The organism is Ignavibacteria bacterium (assembly GCA_017303675.1).
GTDB lineage: Bacteria > Bacteroidota > Ignavibacteria > Tepidaquicellales > OLB5 > OLB5.
In genome coordinates this window covers 661,180-681,177 of sequence record JAFLBX010000001.1, presented here as the reverse complement: position 1 = coordinate 681,177, position 19,998 = coordinate 661,180, and the positions used below count along the sequence as shown (strand labels likewise).

At 37.6% G+C, this 19,998-nt stretch carries 18 protein-coding genes; 12 read left to right on the top strand and 6 right to left on the bottom strand.

From position 1 onward, the window contains the following. Positions 1 to 240: 240 nt before the first annotated feature. Positions 241 to 1,071 (top strand): transporter, encoded by an 831-nt coding sequence (locus J0M37_03080; protein ID MBN8584050.1) that lies wholly within the window; start codon positions 241 to 243, stop codon positions 1,069 to 1,071. 86 nt (positions 1,072 to 1,157) lie between these two features. Here J0M37_03080 and J0M37_03075 read toward each other — a convergent pair whose 3' ends face one another. After that, positions 1,158 to 2,216 carry a DUF3829 domain-containing protein gene (locus J0M37_03075; protein ID MBN8584049.1) on the bottom strand — a complete coding sequence of 353 codons (1,059 nt, stop codon included), beginning with the start codon at positions 2,214 to 2,216 and terminating at the stop codon, positions 1,158 to 1,160. 201 nt (positions 2,217 to 2,417) lie between these two features. Here J0M37_03075 and J0M37_03070 point away from each other — a divergent pair, with 201 nt between their 5' ends. Continuing rightward, a complete protein-coding gene (locus J0M37_03070; protein MBN8584048.1) occupies positions 2,418 to 3,863 on the top strand; it encodes a hypothetical protein in 1,446 nt (481 codons plus the stop codon). A gap of 108 nt (positions 3,864 to 3,971) precedes the next feature. Here J0M37_03070 and J0M37_03065 read toward each other — a convergent pair whose 3' ends face one another. Continuing rightward, positions 3,972 to 4,154, bottom strand: a complete 183-nt coding sequence (locus tag J0M37_03065) for a hypothetical protein (GenBank protein ID MBN8584047.1) — start codon at positions 4,152 to 4,154, stop codon at positions 3,972 to 3,974. Positions 4,155 to 4,465: 311 nt separating this feature from the next. On the opposite strand from J0M37_03065, the gene J0M37_03060 reads away from it, so the two are divergent. Further along, entirely contained in the window at positions 4,466 to 5,137 is a 672-nt protein-coding gene (locus J0M37_03060; GenBank protein MBN8584046.1) for a hypothetical protein, read from the top strand. A 46-nt stretch (positions 5,138 to 5,183) separates the two neighbouring features. On the opposite strand, the gene J0M37_03055 is transcribed toward J0M37_03060, so the two are convergent. After that, complete coding sequence (locus tag J0M37_03055) at positions 5,184 to 5,678, bottom strand: hypothetical protein (protein MBN8584045.1); 495 nt, start codon at positions 5,676 to 5,678, stop codon at positions 5,184 to 5,186. 1 nt (position 5,679) lies between these two features. Then, positions 5,680 to 8,601: a tetratricopeptide repeat protein gene (locus J0M37_03050; protein MBN8584044.1), complete on the bottom strand. Its 2,922-nt coding sequence runs from the start codon at positions 8,599 to 8,601 to the stop codon at positions 5,680 to 5,682. Between the two features lie 143 nt (positions 8,602 to 8,744). Between J0M37_03050 and J0M37_03045 the strand changes: the two genes are divergently transcribed. The 8 genes from J0M37_03045 (at position 8,745) to J0M37_03010 (ending at position 15,490) form a co-directional block, all read left to right on the top strand. Further along, positions 8,745 to 9,959, top strand: coding sequence for an acetyl-CoA C-acyltransferase (locus tag J0M37_03045; GenBank protein ID MBN8584043.1), 1,215 nt, complete (start codon positions 8,745 to 8,747; stop codon positions 9,957 to 9,959). 117 nt (positions 9,960 to 10,076) lie between these two features. Continuing rightward, positions 10,077 to 10,700, top strand: a complete 624-nt coding sequence (locus J0M37_03040; GenBank protein ID MBN8584042.1) for a CDP-alcohol phosphatidyltransferase family protein — start codon at positions 10,077 to 10,079, stop codon at positions 10,698 to 10,700. A 25-nt stretch (positions 10,701 to 10,725) separates the two neighbouring features. Further along, positions 10,726 to 11,307 (top strand): phosphatidylglycerophosphatase A, encoded by a 582-nt coding sequence (locus J0M37_03035; GenBank protein MBN8584041.1) that lies wholly within the window; start codon positions 10,726 to 10,728, stop codon positions 11,305 to 11,307. Positions 11,308 to 11,374: 67 nt separating this feature from the next. Next, on the top strand, positions 11,375 to 12,640 hold the full coding sequence (locus tag J0M37_03030) for a competence/damage-inducible protein A (GenBank protein MBN8584040.1): 1,266 nt from the start codon (positions 11,375 to 11,377) through the stop codon (positions 12,638 to 12,640). Between the two features lie 86 nt (positions 12,641 to 12,726). After that, positions 12,727 to 13,083, top strand: coding sequence for a four helix bundle protein (locus tag J0M37_03025; GenBank protein MBN8584039.1), 357 nt, complete (start codon positions 12,727 to 12,729; stop codon positions 13,081 to 13,083). A gap of 39 nt (positions 13,084 to 13,122) precedes the next feature. Next, positions 13,123 to 13,872 (top strand): ABC transporter ATP-binding protein, encoded by a 750-nt coding sequence (locus J0M37_03020; protein ID MBN8584038.1) that lies wholly within the window; start codon positions 13,123 to 13,125, stop codon positions 13,870 to 13,872. Between the two features lie 174 nt (positions 13,873 to 14,046). Further along, on the top strand, positions 14,047 to 14,979 hold the full coding sequence (gene menA / locus J0M37_03015) for a 1,4-dihydroxy-2-naphthoate octaprenyltransferase (GenBank protein MBN8584037.1): 933 nt from the start codon (positions 14,047 to 14,049) through the stop codon (positions 14,977 to 14,979). Positions 14,980 to 15,103: 124 nt separating this feature from the next. Beyond that, positions 15,104 to 15,490 carry a hypothetical protein gene (locus J0M37_03010; GenBank protein MBN8584036.1) on the top strand — a complete coding sequence of 129 codons (387 nt, stop codon included), beginning with the start codon at positions 15,104 to 15,106 and terminating at the stop codon, positions 15,488 to 15,490. A gap of 120 nt (positions 15,491 to 15,610) precedes the next feature. Here the strand turns inward: J0M37_03010 and J0M37_03005 are convergent, their stop codons facing one another. Further along, positions 15,611 to 16,957, bottom strand: a complete 1,347-nt coding sequence (locus J0M37_03005; protein MBN8584035.1) for an SBBP repeat-containing protein — start codon at positions 16,955 to 16,957, stop codon at positions 15,611 to 15,613. An 8-nt stretch (positions 16,958 to 16,965) separates the two neighbouring features. After that, positions 16,966 to 18,177 (bottom strand): T9SS type A sorting domain-containing protein, encoded by a 1,212-nt coding sequence (locus J0M37_03000; GenBank protein ID MBN8584034.1) that lies wholly within the window; start codon positions 18,175 to 18,177, stop codon positions 16,966 to 16,968. Positions 18,178 to 18,533: 356 nt separating this feature from the next. Here J0M37_03000 and J0M37_02995 point away from each other — a divergent pair, with 356 nt between their 5' ends. Continuing rightward, on the top strand, positions 18,534 to 19,988 hold the full coding sequence (locus J0M37_02995; GenBank protein ID MBN8584033.1) for a hypothetical protein: 1,455 nt from the start codon (positions 18,534 to 18,536) through the stop codon (positions 19,986 to 19,988). The last annotated feature ends 10 nt before the right edge of the window (positions 19,989 to 19,998 follow it).

The following is a 19,998-nucleotide window of genomic DNA, read 5'->3' as shown; positions in this document are numbered from 1 at the left end:
CCGTCCCAAGTTTCCACTTGGGACGGAACCTGGATTCCTGAATAACACTCAATCCAACCGCCTTTCTCTTGTTTCATTACAATTTACCGTTCTGATCACTTTCACTAGTATTAAATCAAAACGGCTCCGCAGAAGTCGAATGTTGTTAATCGCATTTGTCATACATTGTTATGATTATCATCATTTTATAATTCCTCAAAATATCCCATTTTTGTTTTATCATTCAAAACAAATCTTATCATGAAAACAACAATCCTTCTTCTATTAATTCTGGTCTCAAATATATATTCACAAAATGATTCCGTTATTTCGGTTGATCATTCCAAAGTAACCTTATCAACAGATATTGTACCCGAGTGGAAACTGCAGGCAGAAGTGGGCGGAAGCTGCTGGTACTCAGAAAATACTTATACCCAGCTTCAGGGCACCCCTGACCAATACACGGCAACCTATTATAGTTTACGGATAAATAATCCCTCGCTTGCTTTCAGGCTGGGTATAATTAAAAATGTTGAGCTCAGGCTTGGTTTTGTGTTCATACAGGATTTTTACGGCACATTGTCGAGTGACTCATGGTTTTACACTGAACGCAGAAATGGTGTTTATTCCGGCGGACCCATTGAAGCGGGATTAAAAGTAAAACTGCTGGAAGAAAACAGGTTAATTCCTTCCACAGCCGTAAAAGCGGATGTGTTTATTCCTGCAGGAAATTTTTATTTTCATATGGATTATGTTTCCCCTGTTTTCAGGCTGATGCTTCAGAAGAACATTTCGAAAAATTTCAGTATTGGCGCAAATGCCGGTTACGGGTGGAATGTTTATGAATTCTACACTAAAAAATACGGCAGCTATTCTGTTTCAATGAATGCAAACATCAGCAAAAAGCTTGGAGCATTCGCCGAAGCCTTCAGTTTTTTTCAGCCTCACTACAGGCCTGACCATCGTATCGGCGCCGGATTGACATATCGTTTTTCACGGAACGTTTTAACCGTAATGCAGGGAGGTTTCGGAATATCTGAGCGCGCTCCGGATATATTTGGCAGCGGGGGAATTGGTTTTATGTTCCCATAGGTAAATTGGGTGAGTAGTGTAACCGGGAATTTTATAAGCTCCCCTCCTGCCTTAGAAGGGGAGCTAATTTTTTTCTCTATGCCCTCTTAATACACCCTGAAACTATTTACAATATTGATATTTGTATTATAGGCCGTTATCATGTAATTGTAATTGTTCACAACATCATCATACAGCCTGTTGAACTCGCGTTCATCTTTTGCTGATGGCGCTTTATCGTAAAACTTGGTCCCGGCATCAAGGAACATATTGGTCATTTTTACAAAATAATCCTCGTAGCTGTATTTCATATATTTGGTTTTTTCTGAAAACTCCGCATTTAATACCATATTTTTATCATCTTTAAATGAGTTCTCAAATTCCCTGAACTTATCCTTTGACTTCGTGATATCGCCGTTATATTCAAGTCCGTTAAACGCGTCATAAAATGCTTCTGCCATATCTAGTGTGTTTTCATACGAGTTCATAAGTATTGCAACTGACTTTTCATCCGGATTACTAATTGATTCAATATCCCTTACTTTACGCTGAGGCTTGAATTTTTTTACTGAAGCCGAAAATTTATCGAATGCAGCTTTGTATTTTCCGTAAACAGCCTTCATTTCTTCATCATAGCCTTCGGCTTTTGATAGGTCGTTTTTATACTCGCTTTTGCTGTAATAATTTGCGACCTTCACCGAAGTATTGTAATAATCTTCCATGCTTTTGAGCACATCCTTAAAATTTCCTTCTATTTCATTTTTCATTTCAGCCGAGGCGTTAAGCTTTGAAAGAGCTCCGCCGTCAAATAAAGAACGCTGGTATTCCTTATAAACGCGCTCAAGGTTATCAGCGGAAAGCTTGAACGAAACTGACATTATAAATGAACCCTTGCTTATTGATTTAGGCTCGGGGATATCGCTCATATAATCCTTATAAAGCTTTTCACCGGCATCCTGTACTTTATTGGATACCTCTATATACTTATTGTAAAATTCAAGATCCGCAGTCGATGTAACTTCTTTGGTCTCTTCTTTTTTGGTTTCTTCTTTGCCGCTTTCTTTATCTTTTGAGCTTATTTTTTCCTTCAGCTTATCAACCATAGAACAGCTTGTTACAAGCAGAACAGTAATTACCAGCCCTGATATAAATTTTATTTTGAACATATTGCCTCCGTATATTTATAGTTTTTTATTATACAAAAATAACTTTAATGCAGTAATTTACAAAAGAAACAAAATTCGGTTTGTTTTAATAAGATTATGATATTTATATTGTTCCACTCAGGTTTATATTTGTTTGTTCCTTAAAAATAGCATATTTTTGGAAAAATTTACCTGAAAATTTCATTTAACCGGCCCGGCGAAATGCAAAAAACCGATATTTCGTTTATATTTTCATTGCTCAGCCATAAGGAGCTGGAAGAATTCAGAGATTACCTCCTCTCTCCATTTTTCCGCATTCCCAAAAGACTGGTGCAGCTTTATGAAAATATTTTAAAACATAAGGATGAAATAATGGCCGGCAAAGTTTCCCGGCGGCAGCTTGCTTTGGGAATACTGAAAAACAGCTCTGATGATACCGCCCTGCGGAAGCTGTACAGTGATTTCAACCGTGCCCTTGAAGGATATTTGGTATATAGCAGCATCAACACTAACACGCATGAAACAGAATTAAAGCTTGCCAAAGCTTACAGGCAAAAAGGATTCGCGGTAAAGGCGCGGCATACCCTTGATAATATTCTTAAGGATCTTAAAAAAATTCCCTCATCTGAAAATAAAAATAAAATATCCGCTGAAATATTTGAAGAGCTGAACCTGCTGGAAGAAGCCCCTGATTTCCATAAGTTCTCACCTGCCCTCGAAGCCGAAAGCGAACACCTTGACGCTTATTACATTGGCAGGAAACTGTATTTATTCCAGCTTATGTATTCAAAAGAAAAGCTTAACAGCTCCAAAAAATATGATACATCAATGCTTGCGGAAATTATCGGGTTCATACAGAAAAATGAGAGCAGGATAAAAAAGAGCTTCCCGGATATTTATTTAAAATACCTGATGCTCAAAATGCTTGAGCATTCTGATGTTGAGCTTGTAATTGAGTACAGGGAATACCTTGAAGCAGCAGCAAAAGATCTTGACCGGGCGCAGCTAATAGATTATTACAGTGATCTTTATAACTATCTTACAATAAGAATTTCAGATGGTGACCATTTTTTCAGAAAGCCGCTGCTTGGACTTTATAAGTTGCTTGATTCCAAAGGACTCTTGTATGATTCAGGCAAAAATAAAATTCACCTCTACACTTTTAAACAGGTCACCGATACCGCCCTGCACCTGAATGATATAAACTGGGCTGAATATTTTGTAAAGAAGTATGCTGATACTGTTGATGACCCGGATAGGAAAAATATTGTGAACCTGGAATTTGCGAAAGTAAACAGCTTTAAAGGTGATCTTAAAGCTGCCAGAATTAATCTTGCCAAAGTTGATTACCGGGATTTTATTCATTACCTGGATTCAAAGCTGTTCCTTTTTTGTATGGAGTACGATGCATCGAATTTTGATGAAGCAGAGCTGTTAATTGGCTCAACATTAAAATACCTTAAGCATAATAAAGATTTGCCTGAGTATAACAGGAATAACTCAAAGCGTTTTCTTCATTATGCTGCAAAGATGCTTAAGATAAAAACAGGCTCGGGCGGCGGCTTTGAGCTCGAAAAGCTGAAGGAAGAATTTACCGCCGAAACAAGATCTGTGTACGCAAGGAATTGGCTGAAGGATAAGCTTGCCGAGTTAAAAGTAAGTGATTGAGCCTTACCGGGTTTATAAATAATATAAATAAAGCGGGGCTTTTAATGCCCCGCTTTTTTACAAGTATACCTTTTTGATTGCACCCTTAAAAAAAGTACCTGTATTTTTTTAGTGGCCGTATCCCGGGTTGCGGATTCCGCCGTCTGTTGTATCACCTGTAGAGTCAGGCATCATCCAGCTTATCCTTTCAACCGGCTCTGCCGGTGCTGAAAGCGCTGCCGCTGAAAATATACCTGCAACTGCGGCAAACAGCAAACCAAACAGTACAGCTTTGGCTGATAACTTTTTCATAGTATTTTTCTCCTATGTAAAAATGGTTTATGGAAATTTACGCCGGGGCTTCTGCCCCGCCTGCGCGGTGATTTGCACGGGATATGGAAAACTCCGCATGCAAACTCCGTTTCAGATTTCCTCAAACTGCCGGCAGGAGAAAATTGAATACGCCACAAAGTTAATCTGCCTCAATAGCCATTCCAATAAGAAAATATATAATTTGCAAATCAAAATTCTCAGGTATTATGCTGATATATGCAAATAAATACAATATTTTAGTTATATTTGCAAATCGGGTTTCAGTTCAATTTTGAATTATTTTTAGGCTTATGAAAAATAAAAGGTTTACCGAAGTACTATCCCTGGTAATAAGGGATGGTAAAAGATTTGATGAATTGGTTAAAAGTCCATTTTTTAATAAAAATTCCAGAGTAACAGCGTTATGGAATTATATTAAAGTAAACCCCGGAAGATCATTTACAGATCAGGAATTGTTTGATGCGGCTTCAATGGGTGAAGTATTAAAAGCTGCAAACTTCCGGATGGTGCTTTCTGATTTTGTAAAGCTTGCTGAAATTTTCCTGCTGCTGAAGGAAAACAACTTAGCAGAAGTTCAAAGGGATGAATTGATAGATATTTACAGGAAAGCGGGAAAAGTAAAAAGCGAATCTGCGCATAAAAGGCTGCTTAAAATTAAAATTGCCGGCTCAGGGAAGAAAGATATTGAATACTATAATAATGTTTACATGTCTGCGGTTTATGATCTTTTACCAATGAAAGAAAAAGCCCGCAAAGCGGGCTTAAAGAAAATTGATGAAAATACCGATAACATATGGCTTTTAATGAAGCTTGAAAATATGATAAAATCCGCTGCACTTGGTTACGGCACCGAACATATAAATTTTTCTGCAGAGATTCTATCGCACATCAAAACTAATCAATCCCACTACAAAAAGCACCACCCGGAGATATATAGAAGGTGGAGGGTTGTGGGGAAATAACATAAAGAACTTGGATTTGATTAAATGTTTAAATTCATGATGTTTTTTATTCAATTCCTTTTCCTTCATTCATTTCATAAGCTATGATCTTATTTGGATATTGAATGTCCTTGTTGTTTTTTAGATTATTAATAATGGAATCAATTATTGAATCTCTACTGGATGGATACCAAAAAATTCGATAAGTGCTATTCGATTTTATAATTTCACTACCAAATTTATTCTCATCACTTATACTACCATAATATATATCAACTAGGGAGTCGAACACGCTTCCGTAATTATGCCTTTGGCGATCGGATCGAGGTTCAAAATACTCAGAGTCACTTCTTAAGTTTCTTTGTACGTTATCAAAAACCTGTAATATTAGTGTATCACTGTTGGATAGTTCATTTACAATTTCTAAATATGTAGTTGAACCGTATGAATTTTGGTCAACTGTATTTCTGGTGACTTTTTTTCCACTACATCCGTATATTATAAGTATACTTAAAAGAATAATAGAGAAAAGAGAAGTTAAATGCTTAAAGTGTGTTTTCATTTCAATCCTTTTTTTTGTTTTTCAGTTCGTAAATTTCAAAGCTTTTATTAAATGACAATGAAACTGATTTTTTTAAATATTTTTTTGCAAGAATGGAATAATCCGTAAAATGTACGCCTATATTGTGTCTGCTTATTACTAAACTGATCTTTGAAAGTTCAAAATAAATAAATCCCCGCAATTCATCTTCAATATTGTAGTCAAGCATATTTCTTATAGCCGAGTAATAACTTTGTAGTTTTTTCAATTTTATTTTTGAAAGTACGGTGTTCGAAGGTATTCTGTTTAAGTAAGCATATAGATTGATTTTATTGAATAACAAGTTATTTCTAATAATTTCTTTGTGTTGGCTAAGTTGCTTGTTTATGATGTATGATTCATGATTTACTCTAAGAGATAGATTATATTTTTCAATATCAAAATAGACATCAGCCAAATTGAATAATGCTATTGATAAGTTTTGGAGATATCCAAGAAGCCTACCAATTCTAATCCCTTTCTTATAGTATTTTATTGATTGGATTTTTTGATTCTTAATGTTCAAACTATTAGCCATGTTTATGGCTCCTCTCATACAGCCCTCTTTGTTAAAAAGTTTATTATCTATTCTGATTTGATTTTCGAAACAAATCAGAGCCTCATTATGTTTACCCATTGCTTGATATACTAACCCCATGTTTGAAAAAACAAGTGATTGACCCCGCACATTATTTATAATTTTAAAGACTTTCATGCTCTTCTTAAATTGTGAAAGAGCTGCCTCTAATTCATTTGTCTTAAGATTTATGATCCCAAGTGAAAAAAGTGTGTTTGCAAGCAAAGATTCATTGACTGTTTTTTGGCAGTAAGTTATACTTTTTTTTAAAATCGCTTTTGCTTGCGAATATTGTCCTAATGTAGTATATAATACTGCTATATTGCCTAGTGTATTAATTTGTCCTTCATAAGAGCCAACTTCTTTAAACATTTGGATTGCATTGTAATAGTGTTTGAAAGCTGCATCAAAATTCCCAGTATAGTAGTGAATCGTTCCTATTCTGTCATTTAAAAACGCTATTTTTTTTACATCTGCCAAAGAATTATATATTCTTTTACATTCAACATAATGAATTAATGCAGAAGTGTAATTTCCTCTAAATCTTTTCAATATCCCAATGCTTTCTAGAGCTTGTGCTTTTGTGGAAATGTTCTGATGTTTTATAGAGTCTTTAAGTTGCAGGTTGAAATAGTGATTTGCAGAGTTAAAATTAGAAAGACCTAGGTAAATTTTTCCGATATATCCGTTTACTTCACAAAGTAATTCTATTTGTTTATCTTTTTCTAATTTCTTCTTCAATTTCTTGTATGAGGATATAGCTTCATATCTATTGTTTGCAAGGTTCATACATTCACATTTTAACATTTCTATTGTGAAGTATTTCTTTTTATCAAGAATACTCTTCTTTATATTCCTTAAAAACTCTAATGCAGAAGTATATCTGCCTAAATGTTTAAGTGCATCACAGATCTTTAAGATAACCCTAATCCTTGGGACTTTTTCAAGCAGCGGCAGCAGCCTGTTGTAAAACCTTAATGCTCTTTCGTGTTCATAGTTATCTTTCGCCTTATCTCCCGCCTTTTCAAGATACTCTATTGTTTTAGTTTTATTCTTTGCATTATTGTAATGGCGCGCAAGCTCATAAAAATGATCGCTCAGCTTGCTTTTATAAAGCTCTTCCGTTACTTCGCCAGCAATTTTGTGTAATTCTCTTCTAAGCCCTGCCTCAAGCTGCATGTATAAGGTTTCGTGTAATATATCGTGCCGGAATTCATATGTACTGCCGGTTAAATTTATTATGTATCTTTTTTCTTCAAGGTTTTTTATGTCGTCTGATTCAGCCTCCGCTTTCCCTGCCCTTTTTAACACTTCGTTTACAAACCTGATATCAAATTTTCTGCCCGAAATGCACGCTGCTATTAAAATTGATCTTTCCCCTGGTGTAAGCCCGCTGATTTTTTCCACAAGCAAATGCCGTACTGTCTGCGGTACCCTGTTAAGTTTTTTATTGGCTGTTACCAGACTGCACCATTCTTCAATATTAAATGGGTTGCCGTCAGCGCGAACCGCAATTAACTCTCTAATTTTTGTATTCAGCTTAGTGCTGCCCGTAAGGTTATTTATTAGATTAAAAGTATTTTTTTCATCTAATGCTTCGAGCATAAGTTCATGATATTCGCTTTCCTGCCACATTACCTTTGTAGGCTTAAAGCTGTTCCTGTAATTCAGCATTAAAAATATTAGTGGCTGTTCTCCTTCCCCGTAAAGGTTTATTGCTTTTAATAAGTGGTCAAGTATGTAAAGAGTATTTTCATCAGCCCACTGCATATCTTCAATAGCCAGTACAAGGGGTAAACCCTTTGAGTTTAAAAATTCTGCTTTTTTGAACAGCTTTACTTTTATAAAATTGGCTGCTTCTCTGTAATTTCCATTTTCACACGGCAAGAATTTTTGTTGATTAAATTCAGGTATTATTTCTGCAAATGGCCCAAGAGAGTTTTGTGAAGTCTTTAAATTTTTGCCCGAAACAACATTATTTATTTTACCGGCAGAAAGCTTTACTGTTCGGTTTAAAAACTCCTGCATTAACCTGGATTTTCCAATACCCGGTTCACCCTTTATTCCTGTTATTATAGGCTTAAATGCTTTTTCTTCTTCACTGACTTTATTTTTAATTTGCTGAAGTGTTTTGGAATACTGCATTCGCAGGTAATCAAGCTCTTTTGTTCTGCCGGTAAATGATGAAATTGATTTTCTGTTTTGGGGAATTACGAATTGAGATGACCTTAGAGAGTCATCCTTAATGATTATTTTGCGCGTTAATTTTGTTTTAGCGGGTATTAAGGCTTCAAGACTTATCCCGCTTAACTTTTCTTTTACAGGCATAATTAAGAATTACAGTAAATATAATTTCTAAGGCAGTAGTCCTCTGGAACTACCCGTAAATTCCTCTACCTTGTTTAACGCGTGATAATTGAGTAATTTAGCGAAATATTTTTTATAAAATCAAGTATATTTCAAGTATCTAAATGCATAAAAAAGAAGTGTTTATAGTTGATGCGGCGCGGACACCTATCGGAAAATATGGCGGCAGCTTAAAAGATATCAGACCCGATGACCTGGCTGCAGGTGTTATTAAAGAAGTGGTCAAACGTACTTTGGAAGATAAAGGAATTTCCAAAGATATTATAGAAGACGCAGTTCTTGGCTGCGCCAACCAGGCAGGCGAAGATAACCGCAACGTTGCTAGAATGAGCGTTCTGCTTGCGGGACTTCCTATCAATGTTGGCGGCGTTACTGTGAACAGGCTCTGCGGCTCAGGCATGCAGGCTGTTATTGATGCAGCCCGCGCTATTATGCTTGGTGAAGGTGATATTATGATTGCAGGCGGTACGGAATCTATGACACGAGCTCCTTTTGTTATGCCTAAAGCATCAGAAGCATTCACCAGAACAAATGCGGTTTACGATACTACTATAGGCTGGCGGTTTACAAATCCAAGGCTTGCAAAGATGTATTACCCATATTCAATGGGAGAAACTGCTGAAAATGTCGCAAAGAGGAATAACCTCTCCCGCGAAAGACAGGATGAGTTCGCAATGCACTCACAGCAGAAAGCCAAGGATGCGATATTCGGCGGTAAGTTCAGGAACGAAATTACGCCGGTTGAAATTATTTCTAAAAAAGAAACACAGGTATTTGATGTTGATGAGTTCCCCAGGTTTGATACAACAATGGATAAGCTCGCAAAGCTTAAGCCGGCATTCGCCAAAGAAGGCGGCACAGTTACCGCAGGTAACTCCAGCGGAGTAAATGACGGCGCCTGCGCCATGCTGCTTGCATCCGCTGAAAAAGCCGATGAGCTTGGCTTAACCAAACGCGCGCGTATAGTTTCAAGCGCGGTTGCAGGTGTTGAGCCTGACTGTATGGGGCTTGGTCCCATCCCCGCTTCAAGGAAAGCGCTTGAGCGCGCCGGGCTGAAGCTTGAACAGATCGACCTTATAGAGCTGAACGAAGCATTCGCAGCACAATCACTTGCCTGCATCGATGAGCTTGGACTTGATATGAATAAAGTGAACGTCAACGGCGGCGCTATTGCGCTAGGCCACCCGCTGGGTATGAGCGGTGCAAGGATCATCACTACGCTTCTGCATGAAATGGAAAAAAGAAATTTAAGGTACGGTCTGGCAACCATGTGTATTGGTGTTGGACAGGGAATTGCAGCAATTATTGAACGAGTTTAATTTTTTATTTCAGGATTTCGGATAGTTGATTGCGGATTAAATTATTATTTCTGAAATCATAATTTTTTTAAAGTATTAAATCCGAAATCGAAGATCCGCGATCCGAATTCAAAACTGATGAATTTTCCGAATACATTAAGCCTGATAAGAATACTGCTTGCGCCGGTATTTCTGTACCTGTTCCTGTCAGATTCACCGGGGCTTGTCGCCGCATCGTTCTTTGTATATACTGTTGCAGCTTTAACTGACTGGTATGACGGATGGTATGCGCGCCGCTACGGATTTAAAACCAGGTGGGGCCAGTTCATCGATCCGCTTGCAGATAAAATTCTTACATCTGCGGCTTTTATAGGCTTTTACCTGATGAAACAAAAAGATCCGGGCTTTTTCGGATCTTCCGAACCCGTTCCGTTTGTTGCTTTGGTAGCCGTCATTCTATTCAGGGATATCGTTTTAACTGTCGCAAGAAGCGTCCAGGAGCTGAGGGGCAAAGAGTTCAGGACATCAATGGTTTCAAAAACAAAAACATTTATCCAGATGTCATTCATTTTCCTTGTGCTTGCGCTTATTTCGGCAGCAGCAATAACTTCGGGAAGCTCGATCAGTATAAGTATAAGTAACTATTTGCATTCACAGATTAATTATTATATATTGCTTCTTATCACCATACTTACCGCGGTAAGCGGTATCGCTTATATTTTTGAATCAGGTGATAACATAGAAAAACAAACTTTTAATTAAACATATAAACAGCTTCAAAGCATAAATGGCATTCAGATTAATTAAAGAAAAAAATCCGGTTAATGAAGAAGTTAAAGTACCGTTCATTGTTACTTTGCTTGGGAGCGGATTTTTTATCGGGTTCATTCCTGTAGCTTCAGGTACATTCGGCTCGCTTATAGGGTTTGGACTCTATCTTGCTCCCAAAATGTCAGAGTTTTATTATTTAAGCCTCGTACTTCTGCTGATATTTATAACCGGCATATTCTGCGCCGAAAAAATGAAGGGCCGCTACGGTGAAGATGCGCCGCAAATTGTGATTGATGAAATTGCCGGCCAGCTGTTTACTTACCTTATCGGTTCAATAGTGTTTGAGCTTTTTTTCCCGTTCAAATCCTTCGATCCCGCAACAGCTTTCGATACAAAGCTGGTGTTCGGAATTATCGGGTTCTTCGCTTTCCGTTTCTTCGATATTGTAAAGCTTGAACCCGCAAAGTATTTTGATAACAGGGATTCAGGCTTCGGCATTATGATGGATGATATTGCCGCAGGACTCTATGCGGGAATATTTTCAGCCGTGCTTACTCATCTTGCATGGTACCAGTTTTTGAGAGTTTATCTTGGCTGAGCAATTTAACGGTTTTGAAACCGGTATCCTTTAATAATATTTAATTTTTTTATCCTCTTTATTCTCCATGAAGTCAATAATAATTTCAATAGGTGATGAAGTTTTGATCGGGCAGGTGGTTAACACTAATGCCGCATGGCTTGGCAAAGAGCTTCTTGCTATCGGTATACCCGCCATTCGGGTAGTTACCGTTGCTGATAATGAAAAAGAGATTCTTAAGGAATTCAAACGTTCCGTTAAAGATGCTGATGTAATTGTTGTAACCGGCGGTTTAGGACCGACTCATGACGATATAACCGTAAAAACAGTAGCAAAATTCTTTAAAAGCAGGTATGTGCTTAATGAAAAAGTATTAAAGCACGTAAAAAGCATTTTTGCCCGCAGAAATATTAAAATGCCTGCTGCAAATATTGGCCAGGCACTCGTGCCTGATGTTGCCCGGGTTCTTGAAAACAAAACGGGTACTGCGCCGGGGCTGCTGATAGATAAAGGCGGTAAGGTATTCTGTGTTATGCCCGGCGTTCCATATGAAATGAAATATATCAGCCAAACCGGACTGTTTCCTTACCTAAATAAAAAATATAAAAAGAAGATCACAAGGGTTATTAAACAAAAAACACTGCATACTATTGGTATCGGTGAATCTGTTCTTGCTGAAAGAATTGGTGATATAACAAAGATTGTTCGTAAAGGTAAAGATCACGAAGTTAAGCTCGCCTTCCTTCCTTCAAACTACGAAGTAAGGCTGCGCATAACTGCAATTGCCAATAATCAGAGTAAAGCCATAAAGCTTATCGGCGAAGCTGAAAAGCTCTTAAGGAAAAAAGCCGGAAAGTATATTTATTCTTCTGATGAAAGCCCCATTGAAAAAACCGTGGGGGTAATGCTCAAAAAAAAGGATCTGACCATAGCGGTGGCTGAATCATGCACCGGCGGTCTGATTGCATCCAAGCTAACCGATATAGGCGGTAGCGCTGACTATGTTATGGATGCTATAGTTGCCTATTCCAACGAAGCCAAACGAAGGCTGCTTGGTGTAAAGGCTAAAACTCTTAAAGCATATGGCGCAGTAAGCAAAAAGGTTGCCGAAGAAATGGCTGCCGGAATAAGAAAGCGCTCTAAAACAGATATCGGCATATCTGTCACGGGAATTGCAGGACCAACCGGGGCAAGACCCGGTAAGCCCATAGGTTATGTATGGATAGGTTACAGCGACAGCAAAAATACTTTTGCCAGGGATTTTATTTTTACAAAAGACCGTTTAAGAAATAAAGATATTATGGCAAAAATGGCGCTGGAAATGGTGAGACAGCAATTAACAATGAGCAATTAACAATGTGCAATGAGCAATTAACAATTATCAGTTTTCAATTATAAGAATGAATCATAGTAATTATTAAAGAAATCATAATCTATTTCATGAAACAAAATGTAATTGTTGAAAAAAGTTATATGTTTGCGGTAAACACCATAATTGCAGTTCGAAAATTAAAGAATAGGATTGATTCATATATTTTAATAAAACAACTTCTCAGAGCAGGTACATCCATTGGAGCAAATGTTGAAGAATCACAAGGCGGATATTCAAGGAAGGATTTTAACCACAAACTTAACATTGCTTATAAAGAAGCCCGGGAATGTAAATACTGGATCCGGCTTATTGTTGATACCCAGGTTGAAAACGAAGAGCAAAAAAAGATTTTTGATAGTCTGTTCAATGATGCAGATGAATTGTGCAGGATAATTTATAAAATAAATTTTCCGGATCAACCCTGATGCCTTATTGATAATTGTTAATTGATAATTGTTAATTGTATGATAGAAATAAAAAATCTCAAAAAAAGCTTTGGTAACAAAGAAGTTCTGCGCGGAGTTGATCTCAACATTGAAGAAGGCAAAACCAATGTAATTATCGGCGCAAGCGGATGCGGCAAATCTGTTATGCTGAAACATATTGTGGGACTTCTCAAACCCGATGAAGGACAGATACTGATAGACGGCGAGGATATTACCAAAATGAACGAAAAGGAAATATACGCTATCAGGAAAAAATTCGGATTCCTTTTCCAGAGCGCTGCATTGTTTGATTCAATGACTGTTGGTGAAAATGTAGGGATCGCTTTGCGTGAAAATACTCTCACGCCAAAAGCTGAGATCAACCGTATCGTTTCTGAAAAACTCGGTATGGTGGACCTGCCCGGAACCGAGAACCTGATGCCTTCTGAGCTTTCCGGTGGAATGCGTAAACGCGTTGGACTCGCAAGAGCCCTTGCCACAAACCCTCAATATATATTATATGATGAACCTACCACGGGACTTGACCCCATAACCAGCGAAACGATTGATGAGCTTATGGAATCTGTTGCGCTTAATAAAGAGCTTGAAGTTACTTCAATTATTGTTACTCATGATATCTTTACCGTGTATGAGATCGGCGACCGGGTCGCCATGATGTATGAAGGTAAAGTTCATTTCAACGGAACACCTGAAGAACTAAGGGCAACAAGTGACCCCATAGTCCGCCAGTTCCTGGAACGGACTGATGAGAAAAAAGCAAAACATTAAGATCATATATTAAACAATCTTTACCGTTCAATTGTTTTATGTAAACTGCAATAAAACAATAATATATTTTTATATTTTGATTTCAATTTAACCTTACGAAAAATATCATTATTTTTGCTGATAATTGTATCTGAATAATTTCATTCTATATATAGAAAGGATTTAATTTTAAGTATGTCAGAGGCTCAGAATGCTTCAAAAACGCCATCCAAGGGAGCAGTATATTTTCAGGCTGTCAGAGCTTTTTCATTTCCTGCATCACTCATTCCCTGCTTGCTTGGCGCAATGCTTGCATTGCTGCAGGGCGGCAGCATTTCATGGTATTTAATGCCTTTTATTGCAATTTCACTCCTGTTTCTTCATGCAGGCTCAAATGTAATCAGTGATGTTGATGACTATAAACATGGCGTTGATGCAAAAGATACCCTTGGCGGCTCAAGGGTGCTTCCTGAAGGTCTTTTAAGCCCGAAGGAAATGTTCCGTTTTGGTATGATACTGTTTGCGCTTGCTGTTCTTTTTGGTTTACCAATAATTTTAGACCGCGGGATGATGATATTATGGCTTGGTATTCTGGGTATAGTCGGCGGTTTCTTTTATACCGGCAGACCCATTGGATATAAATATGTAGCGCTTGGTGATATTTTCATTTTTCTTCTGTACGGTCCCGCAATTGTTACCGGTACGCTGTATGCGCTTACCGGAGTATTTTCATTTACCGCTGCACTGATCTCTATCCCCCTTGGCCTGCTTGTTACAGGGATTCTGCATGCAAATAACCTGCGTGATATAATTAATGACCGCCGGGCTAATATAAAAACACTTGCCAATGTTTTCGGCGAAGGCTTTGCCAAAGGTGAGTATGTGTTTTTGATTGTTGGCGCATATATTACCGTAGTGCTTCTTGTTGTGTTTAATGTTCTTTCAGTATGGTCACTTCTTGTTTTCTTATCGCTTCCGGTCGCGCTTAAGAATATGAACATGATCAAGGGCGTTAAAATTGAAGATACAGGAAAGATTGCTATGCTTGATGCAATGACTGCGCAGCTTACTTTAATTTTCGGGGTACTTCTTTCTGTCAGCTTAATAATTACAAAGTTAATAGGCTAGGCTGTTAATCCCCAACGAACGAAGTGAGTTTAGGGGAATTTTCAAATTTACTAAAATATCTGGTTTTAACTTTGTGGCGTCAGTTTAAAACTGCCGCCACTTAATTTTTAAACATATAAATTAAATGAAAAAACTGAACATTATTCTGATTATGCTTTTTTTCTTTACCGTTGCGGCAAATATAAATTCACAGGTTAATGATAAACGCATAAAATTTAAAAAAGGTGAAAACTCCGCAACTGTTGAAGGCGGTGTTATCAGGGGTGAAAGGGATACTTATCTTGTTGGCGCTAACAAGAACCAATATATGATCGTTACTATTATGTCAATTGAAGATAATGCTGTGTTCCAGATCGTCGATACAGAAACAGGATATTACCTGGAAGGCGCGGGCGAAATTGACGATGCAAAACGCTGGGAAGGCAGCCTGCCTTCTAAAGGAGATTACCGGATTGTTGTGGGCGGTACCAGAGGAAATGCGGAATATACCCTTAAGGTTTATATAGAGTAAGCAGGCAATGTTATACCTAAGGCGATTATTATCAAAAAATAAAATATTTTTAATAAAGGGAGCTTTTAAAAAGCTCCTTTTATGTTATGAAATATAACCTGAAATTTTTGATAAATAAGTTTATTTGCTGAATTTTACTGTACAGTAATTTAAATTCCCCGTTCCGGTTATAAATCCGCAAAGTATAACATTGCCGTCAGGGTCTAAAGCTGCATTAAGCGCTGATGGAATATTGTTCTCTTTCAAAAAAGATAGCTGCCATAATAATTCACCAGCGGGAGAAAAACAATCTGCTGCCATTTCTGAATAAACATTACCCTGTACAACAGATGAACCTGTCACCACAATGCTGCCGTTTGGGTTAAGCAGCAGCTGCAAAGATTCAATGTTCTTTGAAAGCGGTTTATCGGATATATTTTTCCAGATCTCATTACCCGAGCCGTCATATTTTATAATTATTCGGTAGTGTTTGTTTTTTTTGCCCTCCACAGTTCCAAGCAAATAAACATTACCTTTATCATCCGTAACCAGGTTATTAGCTTCATCAGAGCCGTTTGCCGTGCCGTTAAATGTCTTTTTCCATAATATGTTTCCCGAGTGATCTAGCTTAATAACAAGCAGGTCTTTATTTGCTTCAGAGCTGTAACCTGCTGTATAAACATTGCCGGATGCGTCAACTAGAATTTCGGCGGGTTTATCATGTGAATTTAGCTCGCCGTCATATTTTGTTATCCACAACAGATTACCCTCACGGTCATATTTAGCTATCCCGATATGATATGCAGGTGCGTTACACCGGCCTGCAACATAAACATTACCTTCATTATCAATAGTTAGCGTTTCAGCTTTGTCATTTGATATATTATCATCGTAAGCTTTTTGCCATATAATTTCACCGTTTGTATTATATTTTATGGTTATCCAGTCCTGGCCTGAATTTTCAGTTACTATATGTGCTGCTGTACCCGTTACATATACATCACCGTTGGCATCAACTGCAATCGAGCTGCCTTCATCCAGCAATCCGCCGGCTGAAGCAAAAACTTTTGACCAAAGCAAATTCCCATCGTAACCGTATTTCAATGTGATAAGATCAGTTGATGTGCCGCCTGAACCTGTACTTGACCCTGTAATGTAAATATTTCCCGAATTATCAACAGCAATACCCGCCGGCCTGTCGTTATAATTCCCCGATCCGTCAAATACATTAAGCCATACCTGTTTCCCATCCTTATTATATTTTATAGTGGTGATATCATCGCCCTTACCTTCTGAATTAGTAACACCCGTTACTATTATATTTCCCTGTTTATCAGCAGCTATAAAACCGGCTTTATCAATACTTAATTTACCTGTTGTAGTATGTTCATTGCTCCATTCAACCCTGTATTGGGTCATTAACATTTCCAGGGGAAATAATACCAGGCTTATGACCAGAAAAAAAGCAATAATTTTAATTTTTTTCATTTTAGTTTTTATTTTATTAATATCATTTTAATCATTTTAGAAAATTTCCCTGAAGTCATTCTGCTGAAATATACACCGCTGCTGTATGCAGAAGCATTCCACACTACTTTATAGCTCCCCGGTTGCAAATATTCATTTACCGCCGTTTCTACTTTTTTGCCCGCAGCATCAAATATTTCTAAATTTACTCGATCATATTCTGCTATCTGCATTTCAAATTCTGTAACCGGGTTAAACGGGTTGGGATAATTTTGTGATATGCTGAATTTTTCAGGTAATTCGTTCGTTATCGGCGTAATAAAAGTTACTCCCCCGTTTGTAGTTTTTATAATTCTGCCAGTTGTGCCGACTGCATAACCTGTCAAAGTAGAGCTGAAACTCAGCCCGTAAAGATTATCGCCTACAGGGGTTGTTTGCGCAGACCAGTTAATACCTCCGTTCTGAGTTGTTATAACTGTACCTCCTGTACCGCAGGAAAATCCCGTAAGTGAATTAATAAACCGGATCCCGTACAGCCAGCTTGAAACGTTGCTTGTTTGCGCAAGCCAGCTTGCTCCGGCATCGGTTGTTTTGCGGAGTATTCCCTGGTATCCCGCTGCCCAGCCGGTCTGATCATTTATAAAAGTTATGGAATAAAACGGAAACGTTGTGGCTGTTATCTGCGAAACCCAGTTAGCGCCGCCTGTGTTTGTGTATAATATTTTCCCGTTTGCTCCCGAGATCCATCCACGATTCTCATTAACAAAGCAGATGCTGAAAAGTGTTTCTGTTGTACCGCTTATCTGCTGTGCCCAGCTTGTTCCTCCATCTGATGTGTATCTTATTATTCCGCCATCACCTGCAGCCCATCCTTTTAATGTATTTATAAAGAATATTGAGCGCAGCTGTGATGTAACCCCGCTTGTCTGCGTTACCCAGTTATCACCTGAATTGGTTGTTTTAATAATTAGGCCCCCCGGACCCGAGCCCCACCCCGTAACGGAATTTATAAAATACACAGAGCTTAATGCACTGCTGCCAGTTTGTGCAAACCAGTTAGTTCCGCCATTTGTAGTTTTTCTGATCGTACCAACATCACCCACTGCCCAGCCCGTCAGATCGTTTACAAAATACACACTGCTTAAGTTGTACGGTGTGCCACTGGAAAGAGCAAACCAGCCCTGTGAATAAACCGGGGTTAACAAAATGTGAACAAGTAATGCGTTAATAATGATTTTCATATCGGAAATATTTTATTTTAAAAATTTTTTAACCTTAAAAAAGATGCCCGGAACGGCAGGAATATAAAATACGGGACAGTCCGTTTTTTAAAAACGGGTGTATTTTTTCCTGCCTTCTGCCGGGCTGATAATAATTATATAAATTAAGTAATGACCAGGATTGATGAATGTAGTTTTCATTTCAGACTGTCCCGTAATTATAGATCTTAAAGATTATATCAAAGTTATTAACTCCTTTAGATATAGACAAAGAAAGTTAATCGAAAAAATCGCAAATTAATTTATACTAAACATTGATAAATTGCTGAATATTGCTTAAATTAAGGGAATATATACTATTAATAATCGCAAAATTTATGCTGAAACCTTCGTTGATTTCATTAATTTCCGCTTTAAGCTTAAAAGAGATGAGGGAATTTTCCAGGTTTGTTGGTTCACCGTTTTTTAACGGCAGAAAGGAAACGGCAGTATACTTTAATCTTATAAAAAAGTATTATCCAAAATTTGAAAACAAACAATTTACCCCCGAAAATTTATTCGCCAAAATGTATCCCGGAAAAAAATTCAATCCGCAGGCTGTAAGAAGGCTTAATTCGTACCTGTTAAAGCTTTTGGAAGATTACTTAAGTTATAAAGGCCTCAAAAGCGATCCTTTTTATTTTGATCTATCGCTTTCAATACAATTATCTGAAAGAGGTTTGCTAAAACGGTCTCAAAAAAAGCTTGAATACGCAGATAAAAAATACAGCAGCCAAAGAGGTGATTACGAATTTTATTTCTGGAAAAGATATCTTTTAGAACGTCACAAAAATTCACTTTATTCTTATTCAGGTAACGATCACCTTGCCTCAAAGGCTATTTTCAAAAGAACAGATATGTTTGCGTATCATACCGCTGTGGTTATATGCAAAAGTCTGATAAGCCTGTTTATTAATGAAAAAAATTTCGGTACAGGTACGGCAGGAAGTGATTTTTATGGCCTGATCCGTAATCTTGAATTGGGTAAATTTTTAAAAACGCTTGAAGAAAAGAACAGTGAATTTTATCCTGTTTTAGCTGCTGAATATTACCAGGCAATGTCTCTGCTTGAACCGGACAATGAAGAATTTTTGGAAGAGTTTACAAAAGTAATTGATACCGGACTTGATAAATTCAGTTATATAGAAAAAATAAATTTTTATACAATTTTTGAAGCCGCATGTACGCTTAAAATTGAAAAAGGGGTCGCAAAATATTCAGGGATCCTTTTTGAAGCTTACCGAAGAATGCTGAGTAAGGGATTATATTCATACACTCCCGGTGGTGAGTTTATTTTAAGGATATTCAGAAATATTGTCCATACAGCGGTAATGGTAAAAAATACAACGTGGCTGGAAAAATTTATAACGGATTATACTCCAAAGCTTCCCGCGGTTTCGCAAAAAAGTATGGGCAATCTTGCAATAGCCCTGCTCCTTTTTGAAAAAAAGGATTATACGGGTTCTCTTGAAAAACTGAACAGCATTGATTTTGACCTGTTCCACTTTAAAATTGATTTAAAGAACCTTCAGATCAGGCTTTATTACGAGCTGGGCTTTACCGAGGAGTTAATTTCAGCAATTGATTCATACAGGCATTTTATTTCAGGCAGCAAATATATTTCACCCAGGTATAAATTATTGTGTACCGGTTTTATCAGCTTTACCTCAAAGATCGTAAAAGCCAAAACAGGTAATATAAAGGACGAACAAAGTATACTGAAAAAAGAAATCCTCAAAACAGAAAGTATTCTTTACCGGGAATGGTTATTGGAAAAACTTGAACTGCTTTGAGGATCTTAAT